The 17244-nt window shown below is 62.5% G+C and carries 11 protein-coding genes and 3 pseudogenes; 5 read left to right on the plus strand and 9 right to left on the minus strand.

What is annotated here, in order from left to right; translation table 11 throughout:
* Positions 1-173 (plus strand): annotated as a pseudogene (locus V7050_RS08920) (WYL domain-containing protein); the annotation flags it as partial.
* A pseudogene (locus V7050_RS08925) lies at positions 170-4861 on the plus strand (DEAD/DEAH box helicase); the annotation flags it as partial. The pseudogenes V7050_RS08920 and V7050_RS08925, both read left to right, overlap by 4 nt.
* 114 nt (positions 4862-4975) lie before the next feature.
* Here the strand turns inward: V7050_RS08925 and V7050_RS21030 are convergent.
* The 9 genes and pseudogenes from V7050_RS21030 to V7050_RS08965 all read right to left on the minus strand — a co-directional run.
* Positions 4976-5359: pseudogene (locus tag V7050_RS21030) on the minus strand (DEAD/DEAH box helicase); the annotation flags it as partial.
* A complete protein-coding gene (locus V7050_RS08930) occupies positions 5353-6297 on the minus strand; it encodes a PD-(D/E)XK nuclease family protein (RefSeq protein WP_324375278.1) in 945 nt (314 codons plus the stop codon). The pseudogene V7050_RS21030 and the gene V7050_RS08930, both read right to left, overlap by 7 nt.
* Complete coding sequence (locus tag V7050_RS08935; protein WP_324375280.1) at positions 6297-6662, minus strand: hypothetical protein; 366 nt, start codon at positions 6660-6662, stop codon at positions 6297-6299. The genes V7050_RS08930 and V7050_RS08935 overlap by 1 nt, the downstream gene beginning before the upstream one ends.
* Positions 6663-6728: 66 nt before the next feature.
* Positions 6729-7232, minus strand: a complete 504-nt coding sequence (locus V7050_RS08940) for a DUF669 domain-containing protein (RefSeq protein WP_324375282.1) — start codon at positions 7230-7232, stop codon at positions 6729-6731.
* A gap of 22 nt (positions 7233-7254) precedes the next feature.
* Positions 7255-8001 carry an ATP-binding protein gene (locus V7050_RS08945; protein WP_324375284.1) on the minus strand — a complete coding sequence of 249 codons (747 nt, stop codon included), beginning with the start codon at positions 7999-8001 and terminating at the stop codon, positions 7255-7257.
* On the minus strand, positions 8001-8486 hold the full coding sequence (locus V7050_RS08950; protein ID WP_324375286.1) for a hypothetical protein: 486 nt from the start codon (positions 8484-8486) through the stop codon (positions 8001-8003). The genes V7050_RS08945 and V7050_RS08950 overlap by 1 nt, the downstream gene beginning before the upstream one ends.
* Positions 8487-8496: 10 nt before the next feature.
* Positions 8497-8706 carry a helix-turn-helix transcriptional regulator gene (locus V7050_RS08955; protein WP_021096360.1) on the minus strand — a complete coding sequence of 70 codons (210 nt, stop codon included), beginning with the start codon at positions 8704-8706 and terminating at the stop codon, positions 8497-8499.
* Between the two features lie 204 nt (positions 8707-8910).
* Complete coding sequence (locus V7050_RS08960; RefSeq protein ID WP_324375298.1) at positions 8911-10734, minus strand: 7-cyano-7-deazaguanine synthase; 1824 nt, start codon at positions 10732-10734, stop codon at positions 8911-8913.
* A gap of 56 nt (positions 10735-10790) precedes the next feature.
* Positions 10791-11576: a hypothetical protein gene (locus V7050_RS08965; protein WP_324375300.1), complete on the minus strand. Its 786-nt coding sequence runs from the start codon at positions 11574-11576 to the stop codon at positions 10791-10793.
* 189 nt (positions 11577-11765) lie between these two features.
* Here V7050_RS08965 and V7050_RS08970 point away from each other — a divergent pair, with 189 nt between their 5' ends.
* From V7050_RS08970 to V7050_RS08980, 3 genes are read left to right on the plus strand one after another with little or no spacing between them, the layout of a single operon-like run.
* Positions 11766-12911: a Fic family protein gene (locus V7050_RS08970; RefSeq protein ID WP_324375302.1), complete on the plus strand. Its 1146-nt coding sequence runs from the start codon at positions 11766-11768 to the stop codon at positions 12909-12911.
* Positions 12912-12950: 39 nt separating this feature from the next.
* Positions 12951-14591 carry a hypothetical protein gene (locus V7050_RS08975; RefSeq protein ID WP_324375304.1) on the plus strand — a complete coding sequence of 547 codons (1641 nt, stop codon included), beginning with the start codon at positions 12951-12953 and terminating at the stop codon, positions 14589-14591.
* Positions 14588-17032, plus strand: a complete 2445-nt coding sequence (locus V7050_RS08980; RefSeq protein WP_324375306.1) for a hypothetical protein — start codon at positions 14588-14590, stop codon at positions 17030-17032. The genes V7050_RS08975 and V7050_RS08980 overlap by 4 nt, the downstream gene beginning before the upstream one ends.
* Positions 17033-17244 lie beyond the last annotated feature (212 nt).

A 17244-nucleotide genomic window follows, 5' to 3' on the forward strand; every position in this document is an offset into this window, starting at 1 on the left:
GCAAGGCGAAGATCAAGGTGAGGCGCGCGCTCCTCTACTACGCGCTCAGGCGGCTCGGACTAGACACCGATCCGGCAGCCCGAAGACCGCAGGATCAGCAGATCGTTCTTTTGAACCGTCAGGCCGTCTTTGGGATGAATGGTGCTGCCCGCAGCCCGCAGGAGCTTTCATGAGAGCGTTTGAGTTCGATCACCACGTGATCAGTTCATACGAGCGTTTTTCCCGCTCTTTCAGCAGCATTCGCTCCGAAGATCTTCGGGCGGCGATAGATGCGCAGTATGATGCCGGTCGGTTCTGGCCCGATGCTCTCCTCTCCTTGAACCCTAGGTATCTTTCGGGTCCCAGCGTGGATGACCTGGTCGCTTCTGGTGATCTGGACGAGGGAACTGGAAAGGTTTTCCGGTTCAGCGAGAAGCCTCTCCGACTCCATCGACACCAGGCGGAGTCGATTGCCAAGGCGAAATCCGGAAAGAGCTTTGTCGTCACGACAGGAACCGGCTCCGGCAAGTCCTTGTGCTTCTTCGTGCCAGTTGTCGACGCCATCATTCGGGCGCTGCGTGCCGGCAAGCCTCGAAAAACCCGCGCAATCATCGTCTATCCGATGAATGCTCTGGCAAACAGCCAGATGAAGGAAATCGACAAATTCATCGGACAGTCAGGGCTTCCTGACGCCCTGAAGCCTGTTGTCAAACGCTACACGGGGCAAGAAAGCCAAGAGGAACGTCAACGGATCGCGGCCAATCCGCCAGATATCCTGCTCACGAACTACATGATGGCGGAACTCCTGCTGACCCGCCAAGACGATCTGGACGCTCAGGTCGTCAAGAACGCGACTGGCCTTGAATTCATCATCCTCGACGAGCTCCACACCTACAGAGGGCGCCAAGGCGCAGATGTGGCGGTGCTCGTTCGGCGGCTGCGCGACCGCTGCTCCCCTGACAAAGCTCCGATCTGCATCGGAACGTCGGCGACGATGGCTTCAGAAGGCACCGAAGAAAGCCGAGCGGTCGCCGTGGCCAAAGTTGCGACCAGGCTCTTTGGCTCCGAGATCGGCCCGGATGCCGTAATAGATGAGTCCCTGCAACGGGCTACTGACGACACTATCACCCTTGCGCAAGCGACCGCCGCACTGGCTGATGTGGTGCGAAAGCCTCTCCCGGCGGGCTTGGACGACGAGCAGCTCGGGAAGCATCCGCTCGCGGTATGGGCGGAGCTTGCGCTCGGACTCGATGACGGGCTGGAGCTGAAACGAAAGAAGCCCATCCCCTTCGAGGACGCCGTCAAGCGGCTGGCCGAAGACACTGGTGTCGACGCAGAGCATTGTCGGAAGCAGCTCGAAGGCTTCCTGACGCTGGTAAGCCTCCCCGAAGATCAGCGCGGTGGGACCGGGGACGGAGCGTTCCTCGCATTCAAATTGCACAGGTTCATTTCCGGCGCGGGCGAGATCTTCACCACGCTTACGGACAAGCCACGCACCGTTTTGTTCGAGGGTCAGCTCGAGGATCCCGATGCTCCGGGCAACCGGCTTTACCCAACACGCTTCTGCAGAAACTGCGGACACGAATACCACGTCGTCACGAAGAACGAAGACGACGGTCACATCAGGTTTCTCCCCCGCAACATCGACGATACACCGCTGGAAACCGAAGACGATGATGATGTGGCGGGATATCTCTGTCCGGCTCCGGCCAATGATCCCGATTTCGCATTCGATGGCGAGTTGAGCGGCTATCCCGAGAGCTGGCTAGAAGAGCGCAACGGCATCGAGCGGCTTCGATCCTATCGCAAGAAGCGCGCGCCCATCTCCTATGTGGTGACGCCAGACGGTCGCCATGGCGCTGGTGGCAAGGAGTTCTGGTTCATCCCCGGGAAGTTTGCATTCTGCCTCTGCTGCAAGGACGAGCCCAATCAGGGGATGCGCGAGCGGAGCAAGCTGGCCGGCCTGTCCGGGGAAGGGCGGAGCTCCGCAACGACGCTTCTCGTTTCCAGCGCTCTCGAGTGGATGAACAAGCCGACGAGCGGTGTTCCGAAAACGAAGCGAAAGCTGCTGGGGTTCACGGACAATCGGCAAGACGCGGCGCTTCAGTCCGGCCACTTCAACGATTTTCTGTTCGTGAGCCTTCTCCGTGGGGCCATTCTGCGAGCGATAATTGCAGCAGGGCCCGAGGGCCTGACGGAGGATGAGTTCGGTCTGAGCGCCGTCAAGGCGCTTGGCTTCACGTCTGCAAACAAGGAGGCGCGCGCCCACTGGATGCTCGATCCTTCGGCTGGCGCCGTTATTCGGGAAGACGCCCAGCGCGCACTCGCAAAGGTTCTCGCTCATCGAGTGTGGACTGATCTCCGCAGGGGTTGGCGCTACACCAACCCCAGCCTCTCCGTTCTGAAGCTTCTCGATGTTGACTTCGTCGGCGTCGCCGACATGGCAGCAGACCGAGAGAGGCTGATGACAGTCTTGCCCGAGCTCGGCGATCAATCCGAAGAGCAGAGAGCCATCCTGCTAGAGACCGTGCTGGGCGCAATGCTCGAAGGCCTTACTGTCAACACGGAAGCCTTGGACCTGACTGTCCTGGACGGCGTCGCGCAGAAATCGCGGTCGCTGTTGCGCGCTCCGTGGGCGATAGATGCCAAGGAGAACCCGCGCGGGAGGTCGTCGCTGCTTCTGCGCGCACCAGGCAAGAACGCCGTGGGACTTCGTGAGGAACAAACACTCCTTCGCGCCGGTCACAACTCCCGCATTGCGCGGCTCATCAACAAAAAGAGCGTGCTGGGTACGAAGCTCGGGCGGGACGATTATCTCGAGTTCTTCTCGCGCCTGCTTGAGCTATTCGCCGATGAGGGCTTGATTGTCCCGGTCGAGCTCGACGCTGATCTCGTAGGCTGGCGGCTGACGCCCTCTGCCGTCCGCCTTGTCCCCGGGCCCGCGCTCTCCGACAAGAGCAAACGGGGAAACCGATACTTCCACGATCTGTACGCATCGATTGCGGACGATCTGGCATCGGGTCACAGCGCCTATTGGGGGCTGGAGGGGCGCGAGCACACCGCGCAGGTTTCCCAAAGGCAGCGTGAATGGCGCGAGTGGCGGTTCAGGTATGAAGACGACGACCTCGAAAACCTCAGTACCTCGGAGTTTCGGACCGAAATCAAGACCACCGGGGAATCCGACCAGTTCCTTCCAGCGATGTTCTGCTCGCCGACCATGGAGCTTGGGGTCGACATCTCCGCGCTCAATGCGGTCTATCTAAGGAACGTCCCCCCGACACCCGCCAACTACGCACAGCGTGCTGGCCGCTCGGGCCGGTCTGGCCAGGCAGCGGTTGTGGTGACGTACTGCGCATCGGGCTCTCCACACGACCAGTACTTCTTCGAGCGTCGCAATGACATGGTGGCGGGCGTCGTGCGGCCACCAGCTTTGGACATAACGAACGAAGAACTGGTGCGTTCGCACCTGCACGCGGTTTGGCTTGCTGAGAGCCGCCTGGCACTCAAACCAGACATTCCGGATATCCTCGACCTTGGTGGCGACCGCTATCCGCTGAAGGAAGAGATCCTGACCACCATTTCCAAATCGGATCTTGTCTCCCGCGCGCGCGCACCAATGCAGCGGGTGCTCGAGCAGATTTTGGCCGCTGATCAAGGAGCGCTGCCTGTCTGGATGGACGATCCGGAAGAGTTTGTGCTTCACGTGGCAATGAACGCTCCCAAGGAGTTCGATCGAGCGTTTGACCGTTGGCGCGAGCTCTACAATTCTGCTCGCACTCAACTGGCCGAAGCCAACGCCCGATCAGAGATAACAGGGCTCTCGGCTGGCGACCGCCGCAAAATCAAGGCCGCACAGATGCAGGCCAGCGACCAGATTGCGATCCTGGAACAAGGAAAGGCATCGAACGGATCAGACTTCTACTCGTACCGCTACCTCGCGACGGAGGGCTTCCTTCCCGGCTACAATTTCCCGCGCCTGCCGCTCTATGCATTCGTGCCTGGCGAGGGAAAAACCGGCTCGTTCCTCTCTCGCGCGCGCTTTCTTGCGATATCGGAATTTGGACCGCGCAGTCTGATCTACCACGAAGGTCGCGCCTACCGGGTGATGAAGGCAAAGCTCCCTCCAGAGGTTCGCGAAGGCGACGGATCGGAACTCGCGACCAAAGACATCTACATATGCGCCAACTGCGGAGCCTGCCACGAAGGAGAGGTAGAGCGCTGCCATGGCTGCGACGCACACATGGCCGGAGAGGTGCCCATCAAGCGCACGCTTCGCATCGACAATGTGGAAGCCGCACCCACTGAACGCATCACCGCGAACGATGAAGAGCGCGTGCGACAGGGCTTCGACATCCAGACCGTATTTTCGTGGCCGAAGAAGGACGATCAGCTACAGGTCACGAACGCGGAATTCAAATGCGGCGAGACTTCTCTGCTCGCACTGCAATACGCCAACAGCGCCGAGATTAGTCGTCTGAACAAGGGTCTGAAGCGCCGAAAGGACCAGACGGTTTTCGGCTTCAATATCGATCCCCGTACAGGCTACTGGGCAAAATCTGAGGACGAGGATGCGGAGACCGACGCTCCGCCCGATGTAGTCAAGCCAGTCCGGATCGTGCCGATCGTAAGGGACCGCAAGAACGCGCTTCTGTTCCGCTTAAAGAAACCGGAAAACTTCGACCCAAGCACGATCACCACCGTTCAACATGCGCTCTTGCGGGGGATCGAGGTCGTCTACCAGCTTGAAGAAGGCGAGATCCTAAGCGAGCCGCTTCCAGCTCGTGATAACCGCCGCGCCATCCTTGCCTACGAAGCCACGGAGGGAGGGGCCGGTGTTCTTACGCGCCTGATGGATAATCCAGAAGCGATCAGCGAGGTCGCTCGGACAGCACTTGGGCTCATGCACTTCGAAAACATCGACGCGGCGGTCGCAAGCGGAGACGCAAGCCTGCTGCAGGTCATTGAGGAAGCGGCGATACATGGTGTTCGACCGGCCGGGGATCAGATGGGCCTCGTCGATCAGCACCAGATCGGCATGGCCGATGCGCGTCGCCTTGTCGTGGATCGACTGGATCCCGGCGAAGAGGATCCGGGCCCGCGCGTCGCGGCGACCGAGCCCGGCCGAGTAGATGCCCGCCGGCGCCTCGGGCCAGAGCCCCAGCATCTCGGCATGGTTCTGCGCGATCAGCTCGCGGACATGGGTGACGACCAGCACGCGCTGGTCGGGCCAGGCCTTGAGTACGCCGTCGATGAAGGCTGCCATGACGAGGCTCTTGCCACCGGCCGTGGGGATCACGACGAGCGGGTTGCCGCTCTCCTTCTCGAAATAGCCGTAGATCGAGGCGATCGCGGCCTGCTGGTAGGGGCGCAGGGTCAGCATGCGGCGGCCTCCTCTTTGCGGGCGTCGTTGGTCCAGGCCGAGCCGTCGTGCATGCGGTAAGAGACGAAGTCCTCGCCCGCGTCGGTCACCTCGCCGGGGACGAGATCGGGGATGAACAGGTGTCGGGGGCACGCGCGGCGCTGGTCGGCCGGGTCGAGCAGCCGGTCGTGGCGCGCGCAGTGCCAGCCGCCTTCGATGGGCGTCGAATGCAGGCAGGACCGGCAGGTGACGGCCGCGGCGTCCTCGCCGTGGCAAAGCCCGTGGTGGTCGCAGAACCTGCACTCGAACCAGGCGGGATCCGCGCTGATCCGCTCGGGCGGGTGCTGGGCGAAGATGATCCGCCGCGCCTTTTCCAGCAGGCGTTCGCCCATCTCGGGGTCGGCCACGACGCGCTCGATGTGCAGCGCGTCGGTATCCTTGCAGACCGCGACGTAGAGCGCCCGCGTGATGCCGGTCAGGTGCATGTACACCTGCATCTGCGCGGCGTGCTGGGGCTTGGCGAGCGCGACGCCCTTGGCGACGAGCTCGGCAAAGCTCTTCGCGGAGTGCGTCTTGAACTCAACGACGTGCCAGGTCTTCGGCGCCTCGAGCAGCCCGAGGGCGACGGCGTCGAGCGAGCCGCCGAAATGCCCGCCATGCGCCTCGACGCGGAACTGGCGCCCGGTCTCGGGATCGACCTCCAGCACTGTCGCGCCGGTGGCACGCAGATCGCGGACGAGCCGGGCCTCTTCCAGCTGGCCGGTCTCGAACAGCCGCAGGATGCGGCCGGTGTGCCGCGCTGGCGTCGCCCAGCGGAAGTCGTACCAGAGCGCGCGGGCGCAGGACTTGCCGATCAGCGAGGCGCCGAGGTGGTCGCGGAAGCCGTCGCCCTGCCGAGCCTCGTAGGAGGCGTAGATGGCGGACAGGGTCGGCGTCGGGGGTTCGGGAAGCTCGGCCATCAGCATGCCTCCTCCCGCTCGAGCCGCGCCCGCGCCTCCGCCAGCACCGCGGTCCAGGCGGCGCTGTCATGGCGTGCGCGGAGTACGGCGATGATCATGTCCTTGAGCCGTTCGCGCCGGCGGCGGCCGCCCTGACGGGCGACGATCTCGGCGCGCTCGCGGTTGAGGTGGCGCAGCGCCGTTCGCGCGCGGTGAAACCAGTCGGGGTCGATCGGCCTGGCCGTCCGCTGCCGCGTCAGATCGGCGGTCGCGATCTGCGTGCGGATCTTCGCGATGGCGTCCTCGATCTCGATCAGGCGCCGGGTGTCGTCAGGCAAGCCGGGGGCGTTCGCGGCCGCGCAGGCCGCGTCGGTGGTGTTGGTCATGGTCGGTCTCTCGGGTCTGGCGATGTCCGGACCGCCGCGGATCTCAGCCCGCGGCGGCCGAGGGCGTCAGCTCTTGCGGTTCCAGGGCGCGGTGGCCGGGCGGGCGGACGCCTGAGCGGGCGCGGTGGCCGGCTGCGTGGCGGCGGGCTTGGGCGGGGTCGCCTGCGTCGGGGCCTCCGGCACCATGTAACGGATCGTGTTGCGCTCGCCGTAGCCGTCTTTCGGGGGCTTCACGCCAACCTGGATCGTCATCGGGATCAGGTGCAGCTCCTCGCTGTCGTTCACCTGCAGCTTGCCCGTGGCATGGCAGATCGCCGACAGCGTGCGCTGCGCGATCTCGACCGTGGTCGGATTGGCGTTCACGAGGTTCAGCTGGTCGAAGACCTTGCGGCCCTGCTGCGGCCCCTCGAGGATGTCGAGCATCAGCCAGAGATACTTCCCCATCCCGTTCTTCGTGACGCGCATCTCGCTCTCTACGATCTGGGCGCGATACTTGCCCGCGGGCAGGATCTCATAGGCGGTGGTGGGCTCGATGCCGGCGGCGTCAAAGGCGGTGTCGAAACGTGCCATGGTTCTGTCCTTTCGGTCGTAATCAGGCGGATTGGGGCATGGCGGCCAGGAACTCCGACCAGTCGAGCGGGAGGGTTTCCGGCAGGCCGTAGCGGTTCTTGGCGAGAAAGGCGGGGCGCTCCTCGGTGTGCATGACGCGCGCACCGGAGCCGAGCGCCCGGGTCACCTTCTTGTTGAAGCCGACGTCGGACTTGCTGACCGAGATGCGGTAGTTGGCGAAGAGCACGACGTCCGAGTGCTCCTGCAGCAGCGCCGAGGCGCGGGCCTGCAGCTTGATCACGTACCGGTCGTAGGGTTCGTGCTCGGGGCTGTCGAAGCGCTTGATGTCGGTATGGGCGATCTGGATGACCGCCATGCCCTTCCGGTCGCGGAGCGCATTCAGCCTGTCGATGTACTCGCGCCAGATGGTCAGCGCCTCGGCGTAGCCCTTACCGAAACCGGGGCTTTCGATCGACTGCCAGCCGTTGCGACGGCAGGCCTCGGCCCAGATCAGCGGCTCCAGCCAGTCCACGCTGTCGACGACCACCGTCGAATAGGGGTGGTCCTCGTCGAGCAAGGCGTCGAGCGCCTCGGCGACTTCCGCGTAGGTCGTCGCCAGGGGGAAGTGCGGCACCTGCAGCTTGCCGAGCCCGTCCTCGGTGAGGACGAACACGGGGGCGTCGGCCGACGCTGCGAAGGTGGATTTGCCGATGCCGGCGACGCCGTGGATCAGCACGCGCGGCGGGCGCAGAGCCGTCGAGGTTTGCAGGGATGCGAGCGAGATGGCCATCAGCGCGCCTCCTCGCCGAGCAGCAGCCGGAACTTCGGCTTGCCGGTGCGAACCGTGCGCGCCGGCTCGAACTCCTGGCGGATGTCCTTGGGCCAGGAGGTGTACTTCCGCTCGGGGACGCTGAACGCGATGTCGACGTACTCGGCGGGATCGGCGCCATCGGCCCGGATTCGCTCGACCAGACCGGCGAGCATCGCCTGATCCCAATCGATGCGCTTGGGGAGCTCGGCGACCACGGTGACCTGGCCGTCCTGCAGCCTGACCGTGCCGGTGTCCTTGCCGTCCCCGCGGCGCACCTCCTGCGCCTGATCGCCGTACTTCAGCGCAATCGCGCCATCGAGCCAGTCGCAGAGGGTCTTCGCAGAGCGAAGCCGCTCGTCGGCCTCCTGCTTCAGGAGCGCCAGCTGGTCGCCCGCCTGCGCGGCGATCTCGCCGACCGGCATGGTGGGCAGATCGTCGAGGGTGATGTGGTTGGGGATCGTCATGACCACCCCCTCACGCCAGCTTCACGGCGGGCTTGTCGGCCGTGCTCGAGCAGTGCCGGTTGGCCTCGTAGGCCTCGACATCCTCGAGCCGGTAAACGACCCGCCCCCCGATCTTGATGAAGGCGGGGCCCTCACCGGTCCAACGCCAGCGCTCCAGCGTGCGCGGGCTGATCTTCCATCGAGCCGCCAGCTCGACCTGGTTGAGATGTGTGACTGACATCCGAAACCTCATTGAGTTGTCCGTTGTTCACCCCGGCACGTTGGTGCGCCCGGATACACGAACAATTTCAATGCTTTGCGGCTCTACGTATATGATCACGCCCGGATTTTCTTGTGACGTGCAGACAAGAAAAAAGCCCCGAAAAATCGGGGCTTCGCTGGGCAGACTGTGACGTTGTGCGCGTTGGCCTGTGACGTCGGGGGGCTATCCCTGTGACGCTGCCGGATTCGAGGGCTGAATGTCGCCGACGGAAATCTCACGCCACGCCGGGTTGAGGCGGTATCCAGCGCGTTCCTTGGTCTCGATGAAACTGTCCTGGTCCAGCGGAATCCCGAGCGACACCGCCAGCGGTTCGAGTGCCTTCCGCAACCTGTGCAACTGCTGGCGCATAGACTGATCACCCACGCCTTGTTTCGCATCTGCGCCAATTTCCGCTGCCACAGTGTGGGGCGGCTTGAACGGGATCTCTGAGCGCGCCTTCTTCGCGGTTCGGAAGTTCTCGATCAGCGCATTCACAAACCGATAATTCGCGCCGCCAAGAAAGTGCCCACCGTGAAAGAGCACCTGTTCGGCATCGTGATCCATCGCAAACTCGAGGGTGGGAGCACTGAGCCGGTCGACGAAAGCGGTTACATGCTCATCATAGTCAGACCTCGGAGCAACTTCGACACGGTCACCACGAGCGAAGCAAGTGGCCAGAAGCGAACCAGCGGGAACCTCGCCTCGGAAAAGCGGGCCAGCATGTTCGCTCCCGGCCCGGGCGATGACGTCTTCTACGGATCGCGCGTGCCGCTGGAACAGATCGAACAGATGTGCGCTGGCCTCATCGGCTGACAGATCGGGGAAGTGGTCAAGAGCCGAAACAATTTCCGGAAGGTCGACAAGGAACCGGTCCTTTGTCATCGAGCCGATCTTCCTGAAGAAGGACACGTAGTGCATCGCCATTCGAAGGCTGTCATCAACGCTTCGATCGCTCAGGAGTAGATCCTTCTTGTATTGGTCGGCGGGATCATGATCGGCCATTCCCGCAGCCAAGACAGCGAACCTTCGATCGATGCATTGCGAACATACTCCGCAGTGCGTGTGCCTTCTCGTCCGACTGTGCGTGCGGGTACAACTCACCGTGGACCCGATCATGTCAGCCATGCCCGCGGCTGCTATCGTTTCGGTGACCTCCTTCTTGGTGAGCCACTGGAGCGGGGTCCGGATCTCGATCTGGCGGTCGAGGAGGGTCGAGAACAAGTCCTCGAGACCACGGAGTACCTTGGGGTGCGTGGTGCGCGTGGCTCGGCCGCCGACCACGTCCCCCGCCAGCGGCGGGTTGATGCTGACAACCCCGTTCTCGTAGAAACTGAAACCATCCTTCCCGGACATCCGCGCCACGACCAGCCCGATGCACGCGAAGAGAAATGATCGGGTTCTCTGGGTGTACTCGGCCGGCTTGATGTCCGTGTTCGAAACCCACACCGGGACGTAAGACAGCCGCCGCCCGTAGCCGCGCTGCTTCAACGCGTCGACCAGGGTCGCCTGGACATTCTGGACTTTCGGCACCGACCAGTGGCCAACCAAGGTGACAGACTTGCCCAGCGTGACGATGTCGTTGACCGCGCCGGCGAAGGAATCGACGCCGCCCGAGAACAGCGCCACCTCGTCGTTCTCCTGGAAAGTATCGAGGAGTTCGTGGAAGTAGGGATCGCGCGGCTGAACCGGCGCTTCGGCCTTGCGGAACCGGAATGCATAGCTGTCGTCGGAGAGGAAGCCGAGGGTTTCGACCAGCAGTTCCTGCACCTCTTCCCCATTCCAGATCTCGGGATGGCGCACAGGGATCGAGAAGGTCAGACTGCGGCGCCAATCCTTCCCGTAATCCATAAGCATCTCAGTCCCGCGCTTGACGCGCTGATCGACGCAGTAGACGTATGCCGCGATCTCCAGAAGATCGATCAGAAGGTCGGGGATGTTCCCGACCATCGAGCGGCTGATGGAGTCGATCCTCAGATTGACGTTCTTGCCGGGGTCGCTCACGTTCATCGCGAGAGCGCCCTCTTCGGATACCTGCCGCACGCCGCATTCAATCAGGCACCGTTTCACTTTGGCCCCTTCCTGTTCTTGAGCTCGATACTGATCTTTTCGACGGCGTACGCCGAGAATTTACGAGCGTCGTTCTTCGATATGTCCTTGCCGTCCCGATACTGGTTCTTGCCGAGCCAGTCTCTGGCGAAGGCGCGCATGATCAGCGCGGCTTCCATGCAATGGCGGCGTATCGCTGAATCGTATGTGGCGAGATCGTGGACCGAGGACACAACGCGATCGGCGCCGACGAGTTCATGCAGGTTTCGATCGACATAGTAGTGGATGACGCGCTCCACGGTATTTGCGTGGAAGTGGTGGGCCAGAGCGCCGAACTTCTCGGGTGACCTCAGTGCAGCCACCGATGCCTGCACATCGTCCGCCGTGGGGGACCACATTGGCATCCCGGCTCGCACAGCATCGCCGAGCGCGGTAAGTGCTGCCTGACGGGCGATCTCGCCAAGGTCCGTGGCATCCCGATGTTCGCGCCGCTGCACGCGCTCCAGCGCATTGTCGAAGGCAACCATCAGTTCCGCGACTGACGTCGGCCGCTGTGCGCCCATGCCGATCTCGGCGAGAGCCGCCCCGAAGTCCCTCGACGCGGCCGCCTGCGGCAACCTGATGAGCAGCCACAACGCTTCAACGAACACAGGATCCTTCAGGGCGCGCTTCAGTGCATCCCGCCCCACTTCGGTGATCTGTTCCACCAAGTGCGCGGTGGGCGTGCCGCCGGTCACCAGATACCTGACGATGTCCGGCAGGTATTGGTGGGTGGGGAGTTTTCCGAGGCGCTGATGTCCCATCGCGCCACCGGTTCAGAGGGTGCGCCCGGACCGGATCTGGCGCGGACAGGGGGAATGAGCACTCGACAAGAAAAGGAACCTTCCGTTAGAACCACGACAAAGAAAGGAATATGCGATATCCTTTCTCAGACAGCCTGCCAAGGAAAGGATCCTTTTTCAACCATGGCGTTAGCACCGGAGCCATCACGGTTGGGTCAGCGCGTCGCCATCTCGACCGCGGGCGAACGCGCGGAGGCATTCGTGCCTCCCCCGTTGCCGCCAGCCCCGCCAGTGAGGATGGACCGGCTATACCGTCAGCTCGAGCGCGCGAACCGCGCGATCGGCCGGCTCGATGGCGTGACCTCCATCCTGCCCGACACCCCGCTCTTCCTCTACATGTACGTTCGAAAGGAGGCGCTGCTGTCCTCGCAGATCGAGGGCACGCAGTCGTCGCTGTCCGACCTGCTGCTCTTTGAGAGCGAGGAAGCGCCGGGCGTTCCCCTCGACGACGTGCAGGAGGTTTCCAATTACGTCGCCGCCATGAACCATGGCCTCGACAGAATCCGCGAAGGATTTCCGCTTTCTCTGCGCCTGATCCGGGAGATCCACGGAATCCTTCTCGAGAAGGGACGCGGGAGCACGAAGCAGCCGGGAGAGTTCCGACGTTCGCAAAACTGGATCGGCGGAACACGACCGGGCAATGCGCTGTTCGTCCCGCCGCCCCCCGAGAACGTTCTCGACCTCTTGTCGGACCTGGAGGCGTTCATCCATGCCGACACGCCGGAGATGCCGACCCTCATCAAGGCCGGGCTGGTCCATGTGCAGTTCGAGACCATTCATCCGTTTCTCGATGGGAACGGTCGTCTCGGCCGCCTACTGATCACCTTCCTTCTCTGCACGCAGGGCATCCTGAAGGAGCCGATCCTATATCTCAGCCTCTACTTCAAGACGCATCGCCGCCAGTACTACGACCTCCTGCAGCAGGTCCGTGAGAACGGCGACTGGGAGACTTGGCTGGAGTTCTTCCTCGACGGTATCGCCGAGACGTCTCTTCAGGCATCAGAGGCGGCGCGCGAAATCCTCGCGCTGTTCGAAGCCGATCGGCATCGGATCGAGGATCTCGGGCGCCCGGCCGCATCTGCGCTCCGGGTCCACCAGCTGCTGCAGCAGAAGCCGATCATCGGCATTCCCGCGGCGGCGCAGCGACTGAGCATCTCGCCCCCGACAATCGCGAAGTCGATCCAGCATCTGGAGGATCTCGGCATCGTGCGGGAGGTGACGGGCAAGCAGCGTGGCCGGATGTATGTCTACAGCGACTACTTGAGCATACTCAGCCGGGGAACAGAGCCCCTGTGATTCAGAGAGCTGCCGAATCCGGTCGTGCGGAGAAGGCAGGTGGGAAAAAGCATCGGGAACGAGGAAATTTCGGAACAGGAATTGAGAACGTTGAACGAGCCGGCCGAAAATCAGGATCTCATCGCCTTTCCCGAGTGGACCGAGTACCGCAAGAAGAACGGTCTCGACCCGCTCGGGATGCAAAACAGTAGCGTAAACCTCTACCAGTCGCTTTTGCCCGGCATATCGAACGTGACGCTGCGGATGCGCTACTATGGGCTCTATGCTTGGCTGGCGCAGCGTTATGCCAAGGAGATCGGTGATACCGACCCGAACAACTGGAAGCGGCACGTAAGGCGTGCTGAAGCGCTTTATGCGCTCGTCGCAACGCACCATGGAGGTGAGCCCGGCGTCGCCGGAACGGACTGGGCCACGAGAACGCTCGAAGAGGCGCCCGACGACACCATCGATTTCAAGGAGGCTGCCGAGCCTGGCAGCGAGGCCTACTACCTGAAACAGGCCTGGGGCGCCTTCGGCGCAGCCTATCGCAGTCAGCTCTTTGACATCGGCATCTTCGACCGCTCCGACGACCATGAGATTCCGCTGCCCAGCAAGGACCTTGGCGAGGGACTTGCTCAGGCCTTCGAACACTCGCTCGGTTCACGGGCTGAGCTCTATTTCAGGCTGATCAAGCTTGGATCGGTCAATCACGACGAGCTCGACGAACTCGCTCCCTTGCTGCCTTCACGGATTGCCCGCGAGAGCACGGAGCAGAAATTCTACGAAGCAATCCTGCTGTCACGCGCCAGCGCTCCGTCGAGCGGGGCGCTGGCGCGCAAGCTGAGCATCCTGCTGATCCTCAAGGTGGCGGACTTCCTGGAGCGGGAGCCCCGAGCCGATGAAGTTCGATGGGTGCTCTACGCGGGTCACGATCAGCAAGGAAACATCCTGAGCCTCGACGATCCATCGCTCGAAGCGCAGCGGTCGCGATGGTGGGTCTATCACGCAAATGATCTGTGCCACATCGCGCATGAGGCGCTGCTGAAGTTCACGCTCGATACGTTGGGTGATTATCCCTCTGGTCTGGGAATGGAGCGACTGATCGGCCGCTGTGCGCAACACATTCTATCAGAAATTTCACCTGTGCCGGAAACTTGGTCGGCCCTGCTTGAGGGGTTGGAGCCTGCTTCGAACGCCTTCGATGCAAGCGATCCCGACTCCGAGGTTTCGCTAACCAATGAGATCATTCGGGCCGGCCGTGACGACGCGCGGATATGTACGCCGGAAACGGCAGCAAAGGCCGTTCGCCTGCTTGCCATACTGCATCGGAGGATTGACCTGGTGGGGGCGGACCTGACGGAACCACTCGGCGGCTTCAATCCAGACGCCTTCCGGTCGCTGCTAAGTGAAACGCGATTCCTCGATCGGCATCGCGAGGCCCCATTTGGGCAGACGATCGAGCGCGTTCTGGAAGAGCGGGTGATCCGTCGGCATCTGTGGGTTGCCTTGCGAAAGCTGCGCCACCAAGGAGACTATACGTTCCTGATCGAGTCCGATGACGGTAAGCTGCGGCTCCGGGAGAAGGACGGTCCGGTCTTCACCAATCCGCGGCTGGGCCCCGCCATTACCTTCCTCAAAGATATTGGACTGCTGGGCAACACCGGCCTCACCGAGGCGGGGCGAGAGGCCATCTATTCATGAGGCTGTACGAACGCTTCGCCGACAAGGGCTATCACAGCAGCATCGCCACGACCTTCGGTATCGACTTCGATGCCTACGAGAACATCGTACTGCCACGCATCCGGGGGGCCGGTTGCCGCAACAACATGGTCCTCGCTGACGCACGCATGCTGACTCATGCACTTGGCGGAGCGTCGCCGCTGCCAAGGCAAGCGGGAAGACTCTACACCGCCTCTGGAGCGCAAGTTGCGGGCCTCTTTCACCCAAAGCTGTTCTTGCAGATCGGACGTCAGGGTGGTCGCCTGTTTATCGGGTCTGCCAACCTGACGGCAGCAGGCCTCGCTGGAAATCTAGAACTCGTCTCGCTTCTCACTTCTGGAGTTGAAGATGACGGCGCGCAGCGTCTGATCGCCCAAGCCTATCGCTACCTCTCCAGCCTTATCGATCCGGCTGACCCGATGCTTCCGACGCAGTTCGAGTGGATGCTCGCCCGCGCTGCCTGGTTGCGTTCTGCAGTACCTGCCGAGGGACCTGTCGAGCTTGGCGATGGAACAAGGGCAGCGCTCCTACTTTCAAACTCAGCCGAGGGCATAGGCGCCCGCTTCGCCCGCGAGATCGACGGCGAAGTGAAACGCCTGATCGTGATCAGCCCCTATTGGGATGAGCGGCTCGGAGCCTTGTCGGCTCTTGCTGAGCGGCTTCGCCCACGGGCAATCGCTGTGCTCATCGACACAGACACCGGGTTGTTCCCGCGGGATGCGACAGGGAGCATTTCCGGCATCACGCTCTATCGCCGGGACGGCTTTGGGGGCAGTCGCTTCATCCATGCCAAAGCTCTGATCGCGCAAACCGATACGGCGGACCACCTCTTGATCGGCAGCGCGAACTGCACGGTTGCAGCTCTTGGCACTGGGAACACATCAGGCTCCAACAGCGAGGCAAGCCTATACCGGCAGCTGCCGCCAGGTCGGGCTGTTTCGGAATTGGGGCTGGAGAAGGTGCTCACGCCCGAGAGGCGAATTGAGGCTGAGAAGCTGCCGCCGCTGCGCGTCGAAGACGACATCCCGTTCGACGCCCTCTCGCAGAGTCACCCGGGCATTTTCGCGGTTCACGGCGACACGCTGAGCTGGCGACCAGCTGCGCAAATCGGGGCACCCGAGGCATATGAAGTCGAATTGCTGGCTGCTTCCGGCGCGCCGCTGGTCAGCAACCCGACACGACTCGAAGGTGCTGATCATCGGAGAATCCGCTTCCAGATTAAGGCAACCGATGACCTTCCGGCCTTCGCACGACTGATCGGGCCGCAGGATTTCACGCCAGGGATCATCACGCACATCGATGCCCTGCAGATCGCAATTCGAGAAACACACTCACGACAAACGGAGAATGCGCTCGCTCAGCTGGACGGCGAAACAGAAGCCACCCTCGCTTTGCTCGAAGTGCAGGACTTGCTCGAGAAGATCGAAGATCGCGATGCCGACGGGCACGGCGAAGGCGTCTCCATCCCGAAGGCTCGAAAGGAAACGGATGAAGGCGGCCAGAAGCATCGCCAACTGAGCTACGACGACTTCATCGCTGGTCGTCGGCCACACCAATCGGGGCATGTTCAACACAACAGCCTCGGCGGCAGCGACGTATCTATCGTCCGCGGCTTCCTGAACCGGATCGTCGGGTTGAACTCGCTCGTAACGCCGGTCGATGAAAACGACGAGGATGCCCTGAAGGCTGCCTTCGATCTCGGGGACGAGACCCAGAACGCCGAAGCCGCGATGGCGGCAGGGGAGGAGTTCGCGGCCAAACCGACTTCGCGGCCAGTTCCGGACGGAGGCGAGGAAGAGCAGCGTCGCAACGCTCGTCGGGCGAAGGCGACGAAGGATCAGCTTGTGAAGGCGGCCGCGGACTTCGCAAAGCGCATCGAGCTCAAGCAGGAGAGTGGCAGCCTTTCGTCCCGCGATTTTCTGCGGCTTCGCGCCCTACTGATGATCATCTGTGCCGCCTCCTGGAGAGGCACAGACAAGGCAGGCGAAAAGCCGAAGGATCGGACAAGCTTGCAGGTTCTGCCCGTGGAGGGCGATGCCAACAGTTGGCCCTACGTTCTCGGACGGCTGATCTTCAAAGTCTTCGGCGGGTCAAAGCCCGCGATACGAAGCTTGAAGCTCGACAGCGTCCACGACCAACTTCCTGCCGACTTACTCGAATGCTGGGCCACCTGCTTCTGGTGCATGCATGCCTGCCTGTGCGCACGGCTCTCACCAGGCGAACGCACCAAGATACAGCGCCACATCCTTCCCCTGATGGACCAGGTCTATCGCAGGACGCACCTCTCGAAGGACGAATTGCTCGCGGCGTCGATCACCGATGTGATGGACGGCATGAGCATCCAGTACGCTGATCGGCTTGGGATCGATCCAGAGGCGCTGTCGCGTGCACATCGGTCAGCCTGCGAGAGGATCTTCCCGTGAGGGGTGCCGCTCATGCTGCACTCATTTCGGACCGTGCCGATTTGCGAAGCGATATGTACGACTTCGGCCCCTCTTGCTTCCACAGTGCTTCCACGGGCGGTGGAAACGCAAACGCCGCCCCGGAGGGCGGCGTTCAAGCGTTTGATAACGCGTAGGAATTTGGTTGCGGGGGTAGGATTTGAACCTACGACCTTCAGGTTATGAGCCTGACG

Source organism: Amaricoccus sp. (genome assembly GCF_036846665.1).
GTDB lineage: Bacteria > Pseudomonadota > Alphaproteobacteria > Rhodobacterales > Rhodobacteraceae > Amaricoccus.

Excerpts from the sequence above, each read along its gene's own strand:
- V7050_RS08930 (WP_324375278.1), bottom strand. The coding sequence starts at position 6,297 with ATGGCCGAGCTTCCCGAACCCCCGACGCCGACCCTGTCCGCCATCTAC.
- V7050_RS08935 (WP_324375280.1), bottom strand. The coding sequence starts at position 6,662 with ATGACCAACACCACCGACGCGGCCTGCGCGGCCGCGAACGCCCCCGGC.
- V7050_RS08940 (WP_324375282.1), bottom strand. The coding sequence starts at position 7,232 with ATGGCACGTTTCGACACCGCCTTTGACGCCGCCGGCATCGAGCCCACC.
- V7050_RS08945 (WP_324375284.1), bottom strand. The coding sequence starts at position 8,001 with ATGGCCATCTCGCTCGCATCCCTGCAAACCTCGACGGCTCTGCGCCCG.
- V7050_RS08950 (WP_324375286.1), bottom strand. The coding sequence starts at position 8,486 with ATGACGATCCCCAACCACATCACCCTCGACGATCTGCCCACCATGCCG.
- V7050_RS08955 (WP_021096360.1), bottom strand. The coding sequence starts at position 8,706 with ATGTCAGTCACACATCTCAACCAGGTCGAGCTGGCGGCTCGATGGAAG.
- V7050_RS08960 (WP_324375298.1), bottom strand. The coding sequence starts at position 10,734 with ATGAACGTGAGCGACCCCGGCAAGAACGTCAATCTGAGGATCGACTCC.
- V7050_RS08965 (WP_324375300.1), bottom strand. The coding sequence starts at position 11,576 with ATGGGACATCAGCGCCTCGGAAAACTCCCCACCCACCAATACCTGCCG.
- V7050_RS08980 (WP_324375306.1), top strand. The coding sequence starts at position 14,588 with ATGAGGCTGTACGAACGCTTCGCCGACAAGGGCTATCACAGCAGCATC.